Source organism: Paenibacillus naphthalenovorans (assembly GCF_001465255.1).
Lineage (GTDB): Bacteria > Bacillota > Bacilli > Paenibacillales > NBRC-103111 > Paenibacillus_G > Paenibacillus_G naphthalenovorans.
This window is the reverse complement of record NZ_CP013652.1, coordinates 5,126,234-5,146,135: the sequence shown is the minus strand read 5'-3', so window position 1 is coordinate 5,146,135 and position 19,902 is coordinate 5,126,234. Positions and strand designations below refer to the sequence as shown.

The window sequence follows — 19,902 nt, the reverse complement described above, 5'->3', positions numbered from 1 at the left end:
ACATATCCCATGCACGGTGCGTCAGGGGGACAACGACAAATAACCCAACCCGGGCTTGCGCCCGAATCGGGTTATTCTGTTATATTAAACCATGATTTTGCAAATATCGTTGGTGAATTCGACGGGATCCTGGATCGGCAATCCTTCGATTAACAGTGCCTGGTTGTACAACAAATTTGTATACAGATTGAGTTTCTCTTTATCGTTTGCATAAGCATCCTTTAAGGATTGGAATACCTCATGATGGATGTTGATCTCCAGAATCTTGTCCGCTTTGACATCCTGGCCGCTAGGCATGGCTTTGAGGATCTTTTCCATTTCAATCGTTAATTCGCCCTCCGTAGACAGGCAGACAGGATGGGTCTTCAATCTCTTGGATGCTTTGACATGCTTCACTTTATCCTTCAGTATGTTTTTCATATATTCAAAGAGGTCTTTGGTTTCGCCCTCTTCTGCATCCGACGTGTTTTCGCTTGCATCCGGTTCAATTCCCAGGTCGCCGCTCGATACCGATTTAAATTCTTTTTCTTTATAGGTCATGAGCATTTTGACGGCGAACTCATCGATATCATCGGTAAAGTATAGGATCTCATATCCCTTGTCGGCTACCAGCTCGGTTTGAGGAAGCTTCTCGATGCGTTCAATCGATTCCCCGGAGGCATAGTAGATGTATTTTTGATCCTCAGGCATTCTCGACACGTACTCATCCAGGGTGACCAGCTTCTTCTCTTTGGAGGAGTAGAACATCAGCAGATCCTGCAGCACCTCTTTATTGGCGCCGAAATCGCTGTATACCCCGAATTTCAGCTGTCTGCCAAAGGCCTTATAGAATTTTTCATACTTCTCTCTTTCATCCTTCAATAAGCTTTGCAGCTGGCTCTTGATTTTGTTCTTGATGTTTTTGGCGATGAGGCTCAATTGCCGGTCATGCTGCAGAATCTCTCTGGAAATGTTGAGCGATAAATCCTCGGAATCCACCATTCCCTTAACAAAGCTGAAATAGTCGGGAAGCAGATCGGGACACTTATTCATGATCAGCACATCGTTGGAATACAGCTCCAGGCCTTTCTCATATTCCTTCGTATAATAATCGAACGGCGTATTCTCCGGGATAAACAGAATGGCATTATACACCACGGCACCGTCGGCACTAATATGAATATGCTTTAGAGGCTTATCGAACCCGTAGCGTTTCTCGGTGTAGAAATTTTCATAGTCTTCCGGCGTAAGCTCGTTCTTGTTTTTCCGCCAAATCGGAACCATGCTGTTGATGGTTTGTTCTTCAACATATTCTTCGAATTCATTGTCGCTGCCTTCTTTAGGCCGCTGCCCTTTCACATCCATCTTTATGGGGTACCGGATAAAATCGGAGTATTTTTTGATAATCGATCTTAAACGATACTCTTCAAGATACTCGTCGTATTGATCCTCTTCCGTATTCTCTTTAATTTTCAAAATAATATCCGTACCTGCCGTCGCTTTCTCGCATGGCTCAATCGTATACCCGTCTGCTCCTCTGGATTCCCACTTATACGCCTCATCGCTGCCCAAAGCCTTGCTGATGACCGTAACCACTTCGGCTACCATAAAAGCAGAATAAAATCCCACCCCGAATTGACCGATGATATTGTGCCCATCCTTCAATTCGTTTTCTTTCTTGAATGCCAATGAGCCGCTCTTGGCGATAACCCCCAGGTTATTCTCCAGCTCCTCTTTGGTCATACCGATCCCCGTATCGGAGATGGTCAATGTCCGGTTGGCCTTATCCGGCTTTACTTTGATGTAATAATTGTCTTTATCAAAAACCAATTGATCGTCGGACAGCGCTTTATAGTAGATTTTGTCAATGGCATCGCTCGCATTCGAGATCAGCTCTCTTAGGAAAATTTCTCTCTGCGTATAAATGGAGTTAATCATCATTTCCAATAATCTTTTGGATTCGGCTTTAAACTGTTTTTTGGCCATGATTCGCTCTCCTTTCAATCCGTTCCGCGATTAGCACTCTAAGCGCCTGAGTGCTAACTCTTCTTTTAATATTACATAGACGATTTTTTGATGTCAATATACAGTAGAATTTTTGAGTCCGGTCAATTGACTATATGGGCCCCCCTTTACCATATTCATATCATTTAGTGATATAATAAGTGAAAAACGCGAATTCGCCGGAGAGGCTTATGAAAGCGCTTAAAAAGAAGGATTATACCCTTAATTCCGTAAAAAATGCGGCGCGTATCTTGCGTCTGTTCTCTTTGGAACGGCCTGAATTGGGAGTGACGGAGATCTCCAGGCTCTTGGGACTAAACAAAAGTACGGCCTACCATCTCATGACTTTCCTCACGGCCGAGGGTCTGTTGGAGAAAAGCCCAAAGTCCCGGTACCGCCTCGGCCTTGCCTTTTTGCGTTACAGCGGGATCATTACGACACAGATGGAAATTCACCGGGAATCGCTTCCTTTTTTGGAGAGACTGGCGGAGGAACTGGGGGAATCCGCTTTTATCGGCATTTTGGAAGGGACTAATGTGGCGTACCTTCAGAAAGTGGATGTTAAACATCCCCATCCCCTGTCGCCCGTAGGCAACCGGAACCCCGTATCCTGCACCGGATCGGGAAAAGCGATTCTGGCCTTTCAAAAAGAGGAGATCATTTCAGGAATAGCGGAACGCTTGCAGCCTTACGGTCCCAATTCCATCACCGACCCGGAACGCTTCAAGAAGCATTTAAAGGATATCCGAAGCCAGGGATATGCCCTATGTATTGATGAAATATACGAAGGCGTTTCAAGTATTGGGGTGCCTGTACGCGATTATACCGGCGAGGTGGTGGCCGCCGTCAGTATCGCCGGGCCGACAGAACGCATCCGGAGCTGCAATATTGAGCATGCGGTGACAACGTTGAAGCAAGCGGGGCTTGGGATTTCCGCCAAATTGGGCTATTACGGTTGAATCCCGGCGTTCGGTGAGATCCAAGGCCGCAGATAACACAAAGCGACCGCTCCTTCTAACGATACCGGGGAGCGGTCGCTGCTTTTTAGAATGGGAAACGGCGATACTTTTCCTGAACCGAAACCCATTTGGTTATTGTAAATTCATCGATAATCCACGGATTCCCAAACCTTCCGCTTCCGCTCGCCTTATTTCCGCCAAACGGAATGTTGGGGCTGTCATTCACCGTCTGGTCGTTAATATGCGTCATCCCGCTCTCGATTTGCAGCGCCAACTCTTCGCCTTTGGCCAAATCTGTCGTAAAGATCGAAGAGCTTAACCCGTATTCGGTTTCATTCGCCATAATTATGGCTTCTTCGTCCGTATTCGCTTTGATAATGGTGGCGATGGGGGCAAACAGCTCGGTTTGCGCCAGCTTGCTTGAGTTATCTACATCAATAAATACGTAAGGTGTAAGCACATTGCCTTCCCGTTTGCCTTCCAACGCCATTTTCGCTCCATCTCGTTTGGCCGCCTCAATCGCACTGACCGCTTTCTCAAGCTGACGCTCGTTAATAAGAGGGCCGATCATGGTGTTCGGGTCCCTCGGATCGCCGCACGGAAGGGCCTTCGCTCTTTCCACAAACTTTTGGACAAACTCGTCGTGCTTATCTTTATGGACAATGATACGGTTAATAATCATACAAATTTGTCCTTGATGGATGAACTTCCCAAACACCGCAGCATCCACCGCCCGGTCGACGTCCGCATCCGACAGCACCACAAACGGACTGTTACCGCCCAGTTCCAGAATAACTCGCTTCAAGTTTCTACCGGCAATCTCGCCGATGTGTCTTCCGACGGCAGTAGAACCGGTGAAACTGATCAATCCGACATGCGGATGGGTTAACAGGTCATCGCCGATTTCTGTGATATCCGTGAGAATCATATTGAATACGCCATGAGGCAGACCGGCGTGCTCGAATGCCTTGGCGATAATGGAACCGCCGGTTAAGCCAACTTGAATATCAGGCTTATGCACCACGCTGTTCCCCAACGCAATGGCCGGCGCAATGGTTCTCATCGACAAATTCATTGGGAAATTAAACGGCGAAATCGACGCAACCACTCCCAAAGGAAGCCGGCGGATATGATTGACCTTCCCCTCGATGGCAGAAGGAATCTCCCTCACCTGATCGATTGCGTCCGCATAATGTATTGCTTCCTCCAGCACCTCCAGGGCGAGATGCACTTCCACATTGGCTTTTAACAAAGTGCCTCCCGTCTCACGAACGATGATATCCACAATGGCGGCCCGGTTAGCTTTCAAATACTCTGCCGCCTTGTAAATGACCGTCTTCCTTTCATCGGCGGAAGATTTGGCCCATTTCTTTTGCGCCTGCTTCGCCATGTCAATGGCCTCATGCAGCTGCTGGGACGTCGCCAACCGAACCGTAGTCACAACCGAATGATCGTAAGGATTTACAATATCGTAAGTTTGGTCGCTTCTCCCCTCCACCCATTCGCCGTTAATAAAGCTTTTGTTTAAATTTTCGTAACGCATCATTGGAAGTTCTTCTTTTGTGATTGCCATTTGTAAGCTCCTCTCATCATTTATTATTAAAGGCTGAAAGCTGACAGTCCCTTCTAGTGAAGGACTTCGATCCGTTTCTCATACGTGCTTTCCAGCATACGGATCAGATGGGTCAGCAGCGTATTATACGGAACGGCAATACCGTATTTCCCCGCTTTATCCACGATGGCTCCGTTGAGGAAGGCGATCTCCGTTGCCCGTTGAGCCAGCACATCCTGCAGCATGGAAGTCAGATGCTCGCCCGACATGGCCGGATCGAGAACGCCTTGGATCGCTGCGATGATATCTTCTTTTTCGATATCCACTTGTTCCGCTTTCGCTACGGTCACGATTTCGTCCAGGATGCCGTTCACGAGCTCGTCAAACCGTTCATAGCCTCCGATATCCGATGCCTTCAATCGAGTCAGCGCCGCAAGCGGATTATACACCGCATTAAATGCGACCTTCTTCCAAACGATGGACATCACGTCCGGTTCAATGGACACATGCAGGCCGGCCTCGTTCATCATGCCGCAAATCTGCTGCAGCGCTTCGGTGATTTGTCCGTGAGCGCTCATCATGACGGTTTCCCCGGAGCCGAGTGCGCGAATCACTCCCGGAGCAACCAGCTCCGTACCGAAATTGGTCACGCCGACAATCACCCGCTCGCGAGGGACATATGAAGTAACCGCTTCCAAATTACCCAATCCGTTCTGCAATGTCAGCACTTGCGTGTGTGGACCCATGATGGGCAGCGCTTGCTCGACAACAGCTTGGGTATGCATGGCTTTGGTGAAGACCATGACAAGATCTGCAACGCCTACCGTAGTAAAATCCGTCACGGCTTCTAATCTATACGTGGATGTGCCGCCTTCATGAATGACACGCAATCCGTTGGTTTGAATTGCTTCTATATGATTTCTCCAACGATCGATCAATATCACGGATTGCCCGCTGCGATGCAGCATCGAGCCAAATCGGCACCCCATCGCTCCTGCGCCTGCGACTGCGATTCTCATCCCATCACCTCTTTGACAGCTATGCCGCTTCATTGTCGGGTTCGCGGTCAAGCTGATTATTTGATACTATCCAATTCCTTGAAGAGCTCCTTCACCAAATCTTCGCCAATTTCTTTGGAGAACTTATCAATTAACGGTCGGGTGAGCTGTTGCATTTTGGCTTTTTCTTCAGGTGACATTTCATTCACTTGCATACCGGCGGCCTTCAACTTCTCCAATGTTTCCTGGGCCATCGCTCTGTTGGTTTCCCGCTGAAATTTACCGGATTCTGCAGCGGCTTCCTGAACAATCTTTCTTTCTTCATCCGACAATTGATCCCAATATTTCTTGCTGAATATGAGGATGGTCGGAGCATACAGATGATTCGTGATAGTTAAATATTTTTGAACCTCATACAGCTTATGGGATTCGACCACCGCAAAGGAGTTTTCTTGTCCGTCAATGGCTTTGCTCTCCAAAGCGGAGAATACTTCGGAAAAGACCATCGGCGTCGGATTGGCTCCCAGCGTTTTAAACATCTCCAAATGGATGGGGTTAGGCAGCGTCCGAATCTTAATTCCCTTAAAATCTTCTACCCTCGTAATCGGGTGCTTGCTGTTGGTGATACTACGGAATCCGTTTTCCCAATAACTTAATCCAATGATTTTGTGCTGCGGCAGTAAATCCATCAATTTTTGGCCGATAGGCCCATCCATGACGGCATCCGCTTGTTTTTCATTATTAATTACGAAAGGAAAATCGAAAATACCGAATGCTTTGATCGTGCCGAATATGGGCGGGGTCGTGATTCCCGCTACCTCCTGCAGGCCGCCCTGCACGGCTTCCATCATTTTCTTATCATCACCAAGCGATGCATCATAAAATCGTTGAACCTTCATTTTCCCACCGCTTTTTTGCTCGACGAGTTCCGCGAATTTCTCCAAACCGAGCCCCTGCGGGTGGCCTTTAGGACTGACAATTCCGGCTTTCATCACGCGCGTTTTCACATTGGCGGAATCTTGGGCTTTAGCTGCTGCCGGCGTTGATGCTCCATTGGCGACATTTGCACCGCTATCTCCGTTACCGCCTTGAGTTCCCCCGCTTCCGGCATTTCCACAGCCTGTGACTACAAGTAAGCTAAGTACAGTTAATCCAATTACGAGCGGTTTTAACCATTTTTTCATAGCCTTCCCTCGTTTCATGTGGATTTGATATTGAAGCCTTCCTTCTCTCAAGTGAACCATCCTAGCGGAACGGTTACGATAGACGGAAAGAGGATCAGCAGAAACAAAATCAGCACTTCAACCAGTAAAAAAGGCCAAATTCCCTTCAATATGCCTTCCATATCCACCTTGCCGACACCGCAAGCGACGTTCAATACGGCCCCCACAGGCGGGGTTAGCAAACCGATACAGTTATTTAGAACGAAAAGGACTCCGAAATAAACCGGATCAATCCCGGCCTGTTCGATAATCGGCATGAGGATCGGGGTCAAAATCAGAATAGTGGGTGTAAGATCCATAGCCGTCCCAACAAGTAATACCAAGATATTAATCGCAATGAGCAGCAGCAATTTGTTCTCAATCAACGGTCCCAGCATATCCACCAAAAGAATGGGAATATCTGCTATCGTAATCAGCCAAGCGGAAACCATCGCGGCAGCCGCCAAAAACATGACCACGCTCGTCACTTTTGCTGAAGCCACAAAGACACGGAACAAGTGCTGGATTTTCAATTCACGGTAGATGATGAAGCCGACGAGAAAGGCATAGAAAGCCGCAACCACCGCTGCTTCCGTTGGTGTAAATATCCCCCCGCGCAATCCCCCGATAATAATCACCGGCAGGAGGAGCGCCCAAACGGCTTGTTTGGTTGCATGCCACATTTCTTTTACAGACTTGCGGGGGAAAACGGCTACCTTATCTTTACGAACGACCAGGGTCCAAGCAATGGTTAGCCCTAATGCAATCAGAAGCCCGGGGACAATACCGGCCATAAACAGCTTGGTAATCGATACACCGCTGGTCACGCCGAAAATAATCATCGGAATGCTCGGAGGGATAATTGGCGCAATAATACCGCCCGATGCAATCAAAGCGGTCGATCGATTGCGATCATACCCGGCCTTTACCATCATCGGGATCAGGATTGCGCCAAGCGCCGCCGTATCGGCCAAAGCCGACCCGGATAAACCGGCAAACAAGACGCTTCCAATGATGGCGACATAACCCAATCCTCCGCGTATATGTCCGACGAACGACAATGCAAAGTTGATAATACGAGTGGAAATCCCCCCTGCATTCATCAATTCGCCTGCGAGAATAAAGAACGGGACAGCCATTAGCGGGAAGCTGTCCGCTCCGTTAATCAAATTCTGGGCAATGATCAGACTGTCGAACATATTCAATTGGATCATTAAAGCCACACCGCTAATTAACAGCGCGAAAGCAATAGGCGTTCCAAGAACCATAGAGCCCAAGAGTGAACCGAGGAAAATCGTCATTGTCATGGTTGGTTCCCTCCCGAAAGCGTCTGCCTCTTTTCGTATACAGGCCCGAGCATCTCTTCTTCCGATTCTTTCATGCGAACAGCTTTATCTATGGCAGATTTGCGGAGCAGCACTTTGTACATTTTGATCATAACCACAAGGGCCATACCTAAGCTCATAATGATGCCAATCGCGTATACATAGGACATCCGTATTCCTGTAGCAGGCGCATTGCTGTCCATATTGAGCAGAATCAGCTTCCAGCTTCCTTGTAAAATCAACAACAAGGCAAAGAGAATCAACACATGGCTGATGATATAGGCGATCTTTTTCATGGAAGGCGGCAGTCTTTTGACCAGCATCTCTACCCCGAGATGTTCATTATCCTTCAAGGCCCCGATCGATCCCAAGAAGATCATCCACACAAATAAGAAACGGGACATTTCCTCAGACCAGGTGATCCCCGAATCAAACACATACCGCAAAATCACATTGCCCAGTACCAGAATGCACATAAATAATAGGGAAAACGCCATCAAAATGTTCAAAGCGTTACCTAACCATTTGGATATGTTCTTCATCTGATTCCCTCCATAGGAGTAATCATATTCGTAAGATGTCCCGCCGCACCTTTTGTCCAACTATCCTCTTTGAGAATCCGAACCCTCGTGTTCAACATTCAGTGCTGCTGCTTGGATACTTGCGGCAAACGCACATCAAGCACAGCAGACCGCCCTCCTTTGACCATGTGCAGAGCGCTGACTATGGCCTCCTTTAATTCACTTGGTTTTTCAACCAATCTGGGATACGCTCCGCCGGCGGCTTCGGCCACCTTGGCCAATTCGGACGATGGATCGAAATTGACCCAGAATTGGTCCGTCTGGCGGGCTACGCCGTTGGGATGGACACCGAGCGTAGACATTCTGGGCGCGCCCCATCCATGATTGTTGTAAATAACGGTCAGAAAAGGGGTATTGTATTTCCTCGCCACCCAATGAACGGGTGTCGGATTACTGAATATATAGGAACCGTCCCCCGTAAGGCTGACGATGGTTTTATCCGGCGCAGCAAGCTTGGCGCCAATCGCCCCTCCTCCGTGCCATCCTAAAGCGCTCGCACCGCTTCCCAGCAAGGTTCCAGGTGTATTGCGCGGTAAATGCTTGCTGACGGTTGCATAATTGGTAATCGTTTCGGTCAGCACAATCGTATCCTCATCTATGGCTTCACGGATACAGGCAGTAAGATACTCCGGCGTAATGATGTCGCTGTCGTCCAGCTGCTCCAGGCGCCTCCATTCTTCCCTTTGCCGGTGATGAATCAGGGTGAAATATTGGTTGCGCTCCCGGACAGCTTTTTCATCGATCAAATGATGGATTGTATTGAAATAAGCGTTCAACTGCTGAAGAGCCGCGAATGAATCGGCCTTATAAAATCTTTTGGACGGGATATACCATAAAGGTGTCTTTTCTTTTAATGGGTCAACGTCTATAAAGTAAACCGTACAGTCTTTGGCCGGTTGATTGTGCAGCGGAATCCAGGGCACATCGCTGTCGATCACAAGAACCAGATCCGCTTCGGCAAGGATTTCATTTTGCTCCGGATGATTCCACTGATAGCCTACATGAAGAGGATGATCTCCGGGGAAGTTCATATAATAAGGCGCTGATTCCAGTACCGGAACGGCTAAACGCTCGCTCAATCGGACAAGCTCCGGAACCGCCTGCTTGTTTCTTCCTAAATAAGAGGTGACGATTAGCGGTTTTTGGGCCTGCAGCAAATCGTTCGCGATCTCGGCAATCTTCTCCGGGGGAATGGCACTCGGGGACAGCGGTTCCCAGCCTTGCGTCCGGAAGGAAGACCGTTCGATCTCTTCCTCCAGCACTTCGCGCGGGGCCATGAGGTATACCGGCCCTTTCGGGTCGCTTTCCGCTATTTGCAGTGCCCGATGGACAAGCTGCTTCACATTTTTTCCGGTGCGGATTTCATTATCGTACTTCATATACTGCCGCACAATACCGCGTTGATCAAACACGTCTTGAATCCAATGAATATGTTCATTTCGGCTTCCGACAAGCTCGCCTTCCTGAGTAAACGGAGAAGCGCCGGCAAAAATAAGCACAGGCACCCTGCCTTTTGCCGCATTATGTACGGATCCGCCGAGATTTTGGGTGCCGCATTCCACATGGATAAATACCGCTTGCGGCCGTCCGCTGACTTGGGCGTAGGTATGGGCAGCGCTTAAAGCGACGAATTCGTGCGGACAAATAATAATGCGGGGGTAGTTCTTGTTTTGTAATTGGGCCTGTGCCCATTCTTCGATGAGAGCGGGGTGATCGCTTCCCAAATTGGCGAAAATACAGGAAACGCCGGCCTCATGAAGCGATTCCATTAAAGCGGAAGCCGTAGTAAATTTACTTGCTGCCTTGTTGTCCAAACCATCCTTTAGCTCATAAGTTACTGCGGATTGGTTATTCGGGGATGATGGTTCCATGGTAAACCGCCTTTCCAATATGAAATTCAATCGTGTTCCCTCTGCTCACCGCAAAAATATTTACATTTTCACCCTGCACAGGTTTTTAAAGCGATTACAAATAACGTTATTGGAATCTATAATAGTATCAGAGTGTATTTTGCGAAACTTTAATTTTCTTCTATATTAAACAAATGAAATAAAATACGTATTAAAGGAGGGCCGTGGAATAGCGTAGTACCCGGATATAAGGAGGAAATCGTGATGCGGCCTCATCAAGGCGGCAAGCGCTTTAGTTCTGTTCAAAACGCGGTGCGCCTCTTGAACGCCTTCTCCCCGGAAGAAGCCGAATTGGGCATCAGCGAACTGTCCGAGAAGCTGGGGATTGCCAAAAGCACCGTTCACCGCTTGGTAACCACATTGGCAGGTGAAGGCTTCATCGCCAAGGACCCGAATACGAATTTGTACCGACTGGGCATTTCGATTCTGGCCATCAGCAATATCGTCACTTCCACCATGCCCCTTCATCAAACGGCACTGCCCGTTATCCGCCAACTGGGTAAAAAAACGAAAGAATCCATCCATATCGGTATTTTTCGGGATGGCGAAGTTATTTTTCTCAATCGCATTGATGGCATAAACACCCATGCTTCTCTCTCGATGATAGGAAGCCGGGTGCCGGCCCATTGTACGAGTTCAGGTCAGGTGTTTTTGGCTTATCAACCGAAGGAAACCGTGAACCTTTTGTTCAGCAAGGGGTTGAAGGCTTACACCCGTAAAACGATCACGGACGTAAAGCAAATGCACGCATTACTGGACAAAGTCCGGGAGCAGGGTTTCTCGGTGAGTGTAGAGGAATTGCATGAGGGCATCGCTTCAGTAGCCGCCCCGATTCGCAATTCGCGGGGACAAGTCATCGCCACCGTGAGCATTCCGGGCCCCGTCCAGCGCATATCCAAAGACGCCCTCCCGCTCTTGACAAAGCTCGTATTACAGGCAGCCAAAGAAATCTCCCTGCGCTTTCAACAGCTTAAACCGCCATGACCAGCGGCCGAAAAGTCTTATAATATTACATTTTTTTACATTTTAATAGTATGAATTACTGAAAAAGATAAGGGATGCTGCCCGCGGCAGCATCCCTTATTGCAGTTTCCAGCCATATATTGTCCCCAAACCCCACATGATGCCCAAGCCAATCCACATGCCTGCCCATACTGCGGCCGTTCCCGATCAAGCCGGCATATCATCCGTGAAACCAAAAGGCTTACGCGATTTTATTGGCGTCGGCTATCACCTTCGCCAGTTCGCAGTGGCGCAGTTTTTCCTTCTGGCTCTCGATGTCGATGTTGTACAAATTTGCCGCATTTTCTCCGAGGATTTTCTTCTTCACATTCAAATCGAGCGTTACGCCGGTTTCCTTCTGAATATCTTCCGGCAGCTCCATCGCGATGAACTTCTCGATCATCCAGCCCGGCTCCCATATCGCATAGTCGCTTCCGAACAGGATCCGGTCTTCGCCGATCCAGTACAGCAGCTCGCTGATGATTTCCGCAAAATAGCGGGGACGCGTATGGATGAAAGGCATGACAATCGCCAAGCCGCCGTATACGTTCTTCTCCTGCGTCGCAATCCAGCAGAAATCCTCCAGCCGCGGAAGCCCGACGTGCTCGACGATGAAATTCAAATCCTGGAACGCGCTGGCCACATCGTCGATATCGGCAACGTCGAACGCATCGCGGTTCAGCGGAATGATCGTCGGCCCTTTGTGTACGTGAATGTTCTTGATCCCGAGCTCGACGCATTTCTCCAGGTAGCGATAAGACCAGTCGTCCGTTAATTTATATCCTTTCGAGCCCTTATACCAGTCGGCCGTGTACAGCTTGACACCGGGCCACCGGTATTTCTCATGATCCTTCTCGAGCTGCTCCAGGCCGCGCGCTCCATGGCGCGGATCGAACGTTCCGTTACAGATGAACCGGCCCGGATACTGCCGCGCAAGCGCATCGTTGATGTCCGGATCGCCGAAGCCGTTCTTGTAAAACTCCTTCAAATAGACCGGCTGAAAGATGGCCATGTCGCTGTAGCCTTTGACAAACACATCATCGATCAGCGTGCCGGCATCGTATTTCAGGAATTTGTCCTTCGGCCACAAATACTCCTTCGGGGTCATTTTTTTGTGATAATCGTAAAAGCAATGGATGAACTGCTCTCCTTGAACGTTCAACTGGTTCTCTTTGCTGCCGTCCCACAATGCAATATGCCCGTCAATGATGAAAATTTCCTCTCCGTTCGGTAAGCGGTACATGGTCATTCCTCCTTGAAAGGTATCACAAGCACAGGGAAACGCTTACAACATAGATCGAAGACATCATGCCCCCAACCGTCCTCCCACTAAAACTCATGGAGCGCATGATGTTCCGTTCCCAATGCTTACTTCAAGTATAGTCATTGCCGGAACCGAATAAAATGTATATCTATATAAAAAACGATACCAAACGTCGGATCATTTCTGTAGGAAGAACCATCAGGAAACGCCTTGGCCGTTCACCGCTTCCAGCAGCAGGTCGGCCAGATGCACGGCTCTCATTCTCTCCTCCGCACCCTCCCGAATAATGCCCAGCCGCATCTGCAGCAGGCAGCCCGGATTGGCCGTCACGATCGTTTGCGCACGTACTTTGTTCACCTTTTCCATTTTATAGTCCAAGATTTGCATCGACATTTCTTTCTCCGTAATATTGTAGACCCCCGCAGATCCGCAGCAATGATCGGCCTCTTCCATCTCACGATATTGAACGCCTTTAATCGAGGCCAGCAATGTCCGCGGGGCACTGGCTGTACCCATGACATTCCGCAGATGGCAGGAATCCTGATACGTAATCACTTGTTCCGGCAGCGAAAGTTCCCTTTCGGCAAATTGAAGCTCAACAAGAATTTCGGAGAAATCCCTTACTTTGCCGGCGAATGCTTTGGCTCGCTCTCTCCATTCCTCTTCATCCCTCAGCAAGTGATCGTATTCAACCAATAAGGCACCGCATCCGCCTGCATTCAGGACGATATAGTCCGCGTCCAGCGATTCGAAGGCCTCGATGTTGGCCTTGGCTAACCGCTTGGCCATCTCTTTCTCTCCGCCGTGTGCGTGCAAGGCGCCGCAGCATCCCTGGCCGGAAGGAATCACAATGTCGCAGCCTGCCTTTTGAAGCAGCTTCATCGTGGCATCGTTGGTTTCCATGAACATCGTATCCATAAGACAACCTGAGAAAAAAGCGACCTTCTTCTTTGCTTGCCCTTCGGCAGGAAGATAGGCAGGACGGTTGTTCAACGCGCCGGCGCTTGCGATGGGCGGTATCGTTCGCTCAAGCTCCGCAATGTTCCCGGGCAGGATATGCAGCAATTTGCTTTTTTGAACGATGCGCTGCAGACCGCTCTTTTGATAGAACCTAAGGAAATAATGCAGTCGCTTGATCCGGTCTTTGTGCGGAAACAATTGTTTAAACACAAGCCCCATCATCACCTTCGCGTGCATTTTATGCTTTTTCTTTTGCTGAATCACATCCCGAGCTTCCTCAAGCAGATGGCCGTATTTCACGCCGGACGGACAAACCGGCTCACAAGCCCGGCAGCCGAGGCAAAGATTCAGCTGCTTCTCCACATCTTCGTCCGGTTCAATGACCCCGTCGACGACCCCCTTCATGAGAGCGATCCGGCCGCGCGGAGACGCCGCTTCATATTGATCGGTTTGGCCATAAGTCGGACAGGTCGGAAGGCAGAAGCCGCATCTCATGCAATTCATTAGCTCGTTGTAATCCAGCTGTTCTTTGAAGCCCTGTCGAATCTCACTCTGCACCTGCCGGTTCATCTGGTCATCACCACTCTTTTGCGGGCGTCTTTTGCGAACATTTTGCCGGGATTCATGATTCCGTTCGGATCAAAGGCTTGTTTGACGGCTTTCATCGCCGCTACGCCTTCCTCTCCAACCTTTAACGATAAATAAGGCCGCTTCATCTCGCCAACGCCGTGCTCTCCGGTAATGGTACCTCCTAGCTCGATCGCCTTCCGGAAAATTTCTTCGAACGCTTTTTCAACGAGGTGCATCTCTTCCTTGTTTCTTCCATCCGTCAAACAGGTGGGGTGCAGGTTTCCGTCACCGGCATGACCGAAGGTACAAATCGTTACATTGTACTTTTCTGCAATCTGATTAATGGCACGCACCATTTCGCTAATTTTCGACCGAGGGACCGTCGCATCCTCCAGAATCGTCGTAGGCCTCAACCGCGCGAGCGCAGATAACGCGGATCGCCTGGCCGTGCTTAATGCTTCGGCTTCCGCCTTCGATTGGGCGATTTTCACGGATACCGCATGCCCTTCCTTGCAAATTCGGGCGATTTGTTCCATGTCCCGTTCCACGACCTCCAACGGCCCATCCTGCTCAATGAGCAGCACCGCATTCACATCGGTCGGTAAACCGACCTTTGCGAAATCCTCAACGACTTTACACGTAGGCTGATCCAGAAATTCGAGCGTGGCCGGGATAATCCGGTTTGAAATAATCGCCGATACCGTTCTGGCCGCTGCGTCGAGATCTTCGAAAAGCGCCAGCATCGTTTTTTTCGTTTCCGGGATGGGAATGAGCTTTAGCGTGGCTTCCGTTATGACGCCCAGCGTCCCCTCGGAGCCGACAAACAGCTTTGTTAGATCGTATCCCGCCACATCCTTGGGCGATTTCCCGCCCGTTCGAATGCAATCTCCATTCGGCAGAACGATTTCCAGCCCAAGGACATAGTCCTTGGTGACACCGTATTTTAAACCCCGAAGCCCTCCCGAGCATTCATTAATGTTGCCGCCGATGGTTGAGATTTTCATCGAGCTGGGGTCCGGGGGATAAAACAACCCCCTGGCCTCCACGGCTTCAATTAATTGCTTCGTAATGACGCCCGGCTGCACCGTAACGGTTAAATTCTCTTCGTCAATTTCCAAAATCCGGTTCATATGATTGAACACAAGAACAATGCCGCCCTGGGTCGGGCATGTACCGGCGCTTAAATTGGTGCCGGAGCCTCTGGGTACAATCGGGATTCCATGCTCATTGCATATTTTTAAAACCGCCTGGATTTCTTCTTTGCTCTTGGGCATGATGACGGCGTCGGGAAGCGCCTGAAAGTTCGGCGTCGCATCATACGAATAGGACAATCTCGCTTCATTCGAGTCATGATACCGGGCGCTTCCGACAATTTCTATAAGCTGGCTTCTTATTGCTGGTGGAATCACAAGAAGTCCTCCTTTCGTTATCACCATTATAGGAAGAGCCCTTTTAAATAACCATGTGCGAAAATACAAAGATCCTTAATATCAATCCTCATTTATTGGATGATTATCTAATTTCAATAAGGAGAGCGCAATTAAAAATAACGTAATGCCTTCCGGGCATTTGGGGTTGATGCCTGTAAGCTCCTTGATCTGGTTGAGCCGGTAGTGCAGCGTATTAATGTGAATATGAAGCGCATCCGCGCTATCTTTAATGGACAATTGCTTTTTATAATAAACGCGGATTGTCTCCAGAAGCTCTTGATCCGATTGGATTTCCGATAAAATCCGGTTGATGAACTCATGCTTTGTTTTTACGCTGATCTCCTCCAACACGATATCCAGCAGCAAATCCTCGTAATAAACGATCTCATGATGCTTTTGCGCCACCTTCAACGCCTTCTTCGCTTCGTTGTACGTATGGTTCATTTTGAAGGGTTCGATGGTCTTGCCCACGCCGACGGCCAAATTAATCCCGTAATGCTTTTTAAAATATTGATGCCATTTGGTCAATTCCCGGGAAAGCATTTTGGGCGCATTTTGATTTTTGGCATCTTTAATCAGAATGAATTTTCCGTTGCCCCAGCGAATGAAAAAATCGGTCGGATCGCGTTCAAAATTTCTTAGAAAAAAGTCGGCCATCAGCGATTGCGCTTCCCGAAGCACCTCGTCGCGGTGGTTGACATCCACCTGGAAAAGGACGCAAATGTACGGAATCTCAACGGAAACCCCCAGGATTTGGCCGCGATTGATAAACTCCTGATCCACGTCCTGGATATGAATCCACTCGTAAAAAAAGGATTCGAGCCCCCTTGTTTCCCGCTCTTCCTTCTCTTTCTGCAGGGCTTCTCTAATAATGAGCTCCGTCATTCTTCGCAGCAGCTCCGCGTAGGGTTCAACAACCGAGGGAGTACCTGTGATACCAATGACGCCAATCACCTTCTTGTTGTAGTAAATCGGCAGATTGATTCCCGGCTTCACTCCTTTTAGCCGCTTGGCATCCCTTTCGGTAATATGCAGCCTATGTCCGGACTTCATGACAAGCGTCGCACCCTCATGAAATGAACCGATCCGGTTTTTGTCCGTCGAGGCGATAATGATCCCCTGACCGTTGACAACGATCAGATGCTCGGTCATGGCCGATTCCACTTCATGGATGATTTTTTTGGCTAATTCCGGTAGTAATTGCAGACGAATCACCAAGCTTTCTAAAAGTGATAAACAGGAAAAACCAGCGCGCTCCGGTATTAAGCCGGAGCGCACTGGTTCCAAGGCATCAACTACGTGTAACCAGCTGCCCGAACACCGATTACACCGCTACTTTCTTATCCGCATTCAACAGATGGAAGAATTCTCTCATAAAGCCCGGCAGATCCGGCCATGCATGCCCCGTTACCAGGTTGCCGTCAACGACAAGCATCTTCTCGACATAATGGGCTCCCGCCGCTTCCACTTCAGGACGGCAGCAAGTGTAAGCGGTCATCGAACGGCCCTGGATATGCTCGCGCACGGTCGTCAACACCAGCTGACCGTGGCATATGACGCCCATCGGCTTGTTTTCCTGGAGGAAGTGGGCCGTAATTTCCTGCACTTTTGGGTTCATGCGGATATATTCCGGGGCGCGTCCGCCGGGGATAATCAGCGCGTCGAAATCCGCCGGGTTAATATCGTCGACAGAAGCATGCGAATCGATTCTATATGCGGTCAACTCGGTGAAGGTTTCCATCTGCGGAAGGAAATCGTGACAAACCGTTTGAAGCTTCTTTTTCGTAGGCGAAGCAATTGTCACATCGATTTGCTCCTCCAGACAGCGATAGTAAGGATAGAAAACTTCCAGACAATCTACAGCATCACCAGTCAGGATAAGCACCTTTTTACTCATCTTCATCACCGATCCTTTTTGAGTTTGTTTAATATATGATCAAGAATGTTATGAACATTCCCGACAGCAATGGGAGCTGCGCTGCTTATGTCCCTTCCGTGACCGTGGCCTCCAAATCGTAGCGGGCCTCTAACAGACCGCGGCAATAATGGCCGTTAAACTCCATGCTCAATCTTGTTCTTTTGGCGCCCAGCAGGTAATCCGCAAACCCTTCCGGCGTTAAAGCCTCTCCTTCGGGAGTGGTAAAGGCCCAAAACCCGGCGTGGTTGAGCTGCGCCTTCTTCTCTACATATCTGGATCGCATGTTCTGCCCCTCTTCTGTGAGCGGGAGCTGATGCAGCTGCTCCAAGGTCATGGCAATGATCGCTTCTTTCGACAAACCCTGAGCCAATAAATGCTTGATCAGCTTTTCCTCCCGGGCATAGAACGCTTTGATTTGAAACGTTCTCCGCAGCTCGTCAAGCTCCCCGTCGGACGCTCCAAACCGGCTGGTCGATTCGCTGAAGCGCTTCCCCTTCGAAACCCCTTGATTGATTTCATCGGAAGCACAGTGGTCGATCAAATTCACTTTGACCTCCCGGACCCATTCCAATTGGGAAATAGAGGTCCGGATATCCTCCGCCATAATGAATGCGAAGTTTGGCGAGCACCAATAGGTCGGTAAACGGAATACGACCTGCACTTGATTACCGTCGATTTTCGTATGATCGATAAACCCCAATTCCGTTAAGGGTTGATCAAGCTCCGGGTCATATACCTGATCGAGCTGCTTGTATACCTGCTGTTCCTTGGCCAGCAACATCCCATGCACCTCCTGTCAACGTTCTGCCGTAAAGAAGCGTACGCGATTTTATTGGCATCGGCGATCACCATCGCCAGTTCGCAGTGGCGGCTTTCAATGTCGATATTGTACAATCTTGCCGCATTTTTCCCCAAGGTTTTTCTTCTTCACTGAACTGCTCTCCTTGAATGTTCAACCGGTTCTCTTTGCTGCCGTCCCACAAGGCAATATGCCCGTCAATGATGAAAATTTCCTCTCCGTTCGGTAAGCGGTACATGGTCATTCCTCCTTGATTTTCAAAAAGAGTGAATTCGACAAAGGGAAACGCTTACAAAAATGACTGTGATTTGAAGTATACCGTCTCGATGCGAAGAAAGAAATGGTTTTTTATATAACAACATTCCGCATAACGGGCTATATTTTTTGTATGTTCATACAAAAAAAGATCGGGGCCGCCCCGATCTAATGGCCGCCGGAGCCGACATAAAACCCGATTTTGCCCAGCTGTGCCGCGCGCTCCATCCGTTCGAACGCCTGCGCATATTGCTCCAACGGCATCATTTGGTCCAGCACGGGTTTGATTTGATGGGTTTCAATAAATTGGAGCATCTCCAGATACTCTTCCCCGCTTCCCATCGTCGTCCCCAACAAATTATACTGGCCATAGAAGAAGTCGCGCAAATTGAATGGAACGACATCTCCCGTGGAAGCGCCGAACGTGACTATGGTGCCTCCCGGACGCAGCCGTTCAAGCGACTTATGAAATGTAGCCGCGCCGACGCTTTCAATGGCGACATCCACCTTTGCTCCGTCAAGCGCCGTGCCCCAATCGTCATGACTGTCGATCGCGCGGTCGGCGCCGTATTCCAGGGCTTTCCTGCATTTCTCCTTCGATCGGGAGGTTACATATACGGTAGCACCCGCCGCTTTGGCAAACTGAAGAAGAAACGTAGCGGCACCGCCGCCGATGCCCGGGATCAGCACCTTCATGCCGGGCCGGATGCGAGCCCTCGTAAACAATGCGCGATACGCTGTGAGCGCCGCCAAAGACAGCACGCCGGCTTCCTCCCAAGTTAAATAACGGGGTTTAAGGATGGCATTATCGCCAGGCACAATGACCTTTTCCGCAAAAGTGCCGTGTTTGGGAAACCCCAGAATTTCATAACCCGCGGGAGGCGCTTCGCTGTTCTCCTTCCATCCAAGACTTGGATTAATAATCACCTCGTCTCCTACTTGGACGTGCGTTACGCCTTCGCCGACGGCATCGATGACACCGGCCCCGTCCGAACCCATAATGACAGGCGGATCCGTCGGCTTATGGCGTTCGAGGACAAAAAGATCCCGGTGATTCATTCCCGCCGTTCTTAATTTGACCCTTACCTCTCCCGCCCCAGGCTGCGGCTCTTCCATCTCCTGAACGGATAAGCCGTCCAATCCGCTCTTCCCTGCATGTACAATCGCCTTCATTCTATCACTCCTTTATGAATC

17 protein-coding genes are annotated in these 19,902 nt (G+C 49.4%); 2 read left to right on the top strand and 15 right to left on the bottom strand.

Going from position 1 to position 19,902, the window contains the following annotated elements; translation table 11 throughout:
- Window positions 1-84: 84 nt before the first annotated feature.
- Entirely contained in the window at window positions 85-1,965 is a 1,881-nt protein-coding gene (gene htpG / locus IJ22_RS25260) for a molecular chaperone HtpG (protein ID WP_062410762.1), read from the bottom strand.
- 209 nt (window positions 1,966-2,174) lie between these two features.
- Between htpG and IJ22_RS25255 the strand changes: the two genes are divergently transcribed.
- A complete protein-coding gene (locus tag IJ22_RS25255; protein WP_062410761.1) occupies window positions 2,175-2,942 on the top strand; it encodes an IclR family transcriptional regulator in 768 nt (255 codons plus the stop codon).
- A gap of 85 nt (window positions 2,943-3,027) precedes the next feature.
- On the opposite strand, the gene IJ22_RS25250 is transcribed toward IJ22_RS25255, so the two are convergent.
- The 6 genes from IJ22_RS25250 to IJ22_RS25225 form a co-directional block, all read right to left on the bottom strand.
- Complete coding sequence (locus tag IJ22_RS25250) at window positions 3,028-4,485, bottom strand: aldehyde dehydrogenase family protein (RefSeq protein ID WP_235594380.1); 1,458 nt, start codon at window positions 4,483-4,485, stop codon at window positions 3,028-3,030.
- Window positions 4,486-4,568: 83 nt separating this feature from the next.
- Complete coding sequence (locus IJ22_RS25245; protein ID WP_054818426.1) at window positions 4,569-5,513, bottom strand: ketopantoate reductase family protein; 945 nt, start codon at window positions 5,511-5,513, stop codon at window positions 4,569-4,571.
- Between the two features lie 56 nt (window positions 5,514-5,569).
- Window positions 5,570-6,676, bottom strand: coding sequence for a TRAP transporter substrate-binding protein (locus tag IJ22_RS25240; RefSeq protein ID WP_062411155.1), 1,107 nt, complete (start codon window positions 6,674-6,676; stop codon window positions 5,570-5,572).
- Between the two features lie 47 nt (window positions 6,677-6,723).
- Window positions 6,724-8,001, bottom strand: coding sequence for a TRAP transporter large permease (locus IJ22_RS25235; protein ID WP_062410760.1), 1,278 nt, complete (start codon window positions 7,999-8,001; stop codon window positions 6,724-6,726).
- Window positions 7,998-8,561, bottom strand: coding sequence for a TRAP transporter small permease (locus IJ22_RS25230; protein WP_054818425.1), 564 nt, complete (start codon window positions 8,559-8,561; stop codon window positions 7,998-8,000). The genes IJ22_RS25235 and IJ22_RS25230 overlap by 4 nt, the downstream gene beginning before the upstream one ends.
- A gap of 98 nt (window positions 8,562-8,659) precedes the next feature.
- Window positions 8,660-10,471, bottom strand: coding sequence for a thiamine pyrophosphate-requiring protein (locus IJ22_RS25225; protein ID WP_082660956.1), 1,812 nt, complete (start codon window positions 10,469-10,471; stop codon window positions 8,660-8,662).
- A 243-nt stretch (window positions 10,472-10,714) separates the two neighbouring features.
- Here IJ22_RS25225 and IJ22_RS25220 point away from each other — a divergent pair, with 243 nt between their 5' ends.
- A complete protein-coding gene (locus IJ22_RS25220; RefSeq protein ID WP_062410759.1) occupies window positions 10,715-11,494 on the top strand; it encodes an IclR family transcriptional regulator in 780 nt (259 codons plus the stop codon).
- 220 nt (window positions 11,495-11,714) lie between these two features.
- Here IJ22_RS25220 and IJ22_RS25215 read toward each other — a convergent pair whose 3' ends face one another.
- From IJ22_RS25215 to IJ22_RS25180, 8 genes are all read right to left on the bottom strand, one after another.
- Window positions 11,715-12,755, bottom strand: a complete 1,041-nt coding sequence (locus IJ22_RS25215) for an amidohydrolase family protein (RefSeq protein ID WP_062410758.1) — start codon at window positions 12,753-12,755, stop codon at window positions 11,715-11,717.
- 219 nt (window positions 12,756-12,974) lie between these two features.
- Window positions 12,975-14,306: a (Fe-S)-binding protein gene (locus IJ22_RS25210; protein ID WP_062410757.1), complete on the bottom strand. Its 1,332-nt coding sequence runs from the start codon at window positions 14,304-14,306 to the stop codon at window positions 12,975-12,977.
- On the bottom strand, window positions 14,303-15,742 hold the full coding sequence (gene glcD / locus IJ22_RS25205) for a glycolate oxidase subunit GlcD (RefSeq protein WP_306274613.1): 1,440 nt from the start codon (window positions 15,740-15,742) through the stop codon (window positions 14,303-14,305). Before glcD ends, IJ22_RS25210 begins: the two co-directional genes overlap by 4 nt.
- A 54-nt stretch (window positions 15,743-15,796) precedes the next feature.
- Window positions 15,797-16,951 carry a CdaR family transcriptional regulator gene (locus tag IJ22_RS25200; protein ID WP_235594223.1) on the bottom strand — a complete coding sequence of 385 codons (1,155 nt, stop codon included), beginning with the start codon at window positions 16,949-16,951 and terminating at the stop codon, window positions 15,797-15,799.
- Between the two features lie 109 nt (window positions 16,952-17,060).
- A complete protein-coding gene (locus IJ22_RS25195) occupies window positions 17,061-17,633 on the bottom strand; it encodes a DJ-1/PfpI family protein (RefSeq protein ID WP_062411149.1) in 573 nt (190 codons plus the stop codon).
- An 85-nt stretch (window positions 17,634-17,718) separates the two neighbouring features.
- Window positions 17,719-18,435, bottom strand: coding sequence for an iron-sulfur cluster assembly protein (locus IJ22_RS25190; RefSeq protein ID WP_235594222.1), 717 nt, complete (start codon window positions 18,433-18,435; stop codon window positions 17,719-17,721).
- 64 nt (window positions 18,436-18,499) lie between these two features.
- A complete protein-coding gene (locus IJ22_RS26915; protein WP_054818421.1) occupies window positions 18,500-18,691 on the bottom strand; it encodes a hypothetical protein in 192 nt (63 codons plus the stop codon).
- 185 nt (window positions 18,692-18,876) lie between these two features.
- Window positions 18,877-19,881, bottom strand: coding sequence for a zinc-binding dehydrogenase (locus IJ22_RS25180; protein ID WP_062410755.1), 1,005 nt, complete (start codon window positions 19,879-19,881; stop codon window positions 18,877-18,879).
- Window positions 19,882-19,902 lie beyond the last annotated feature (21 nt).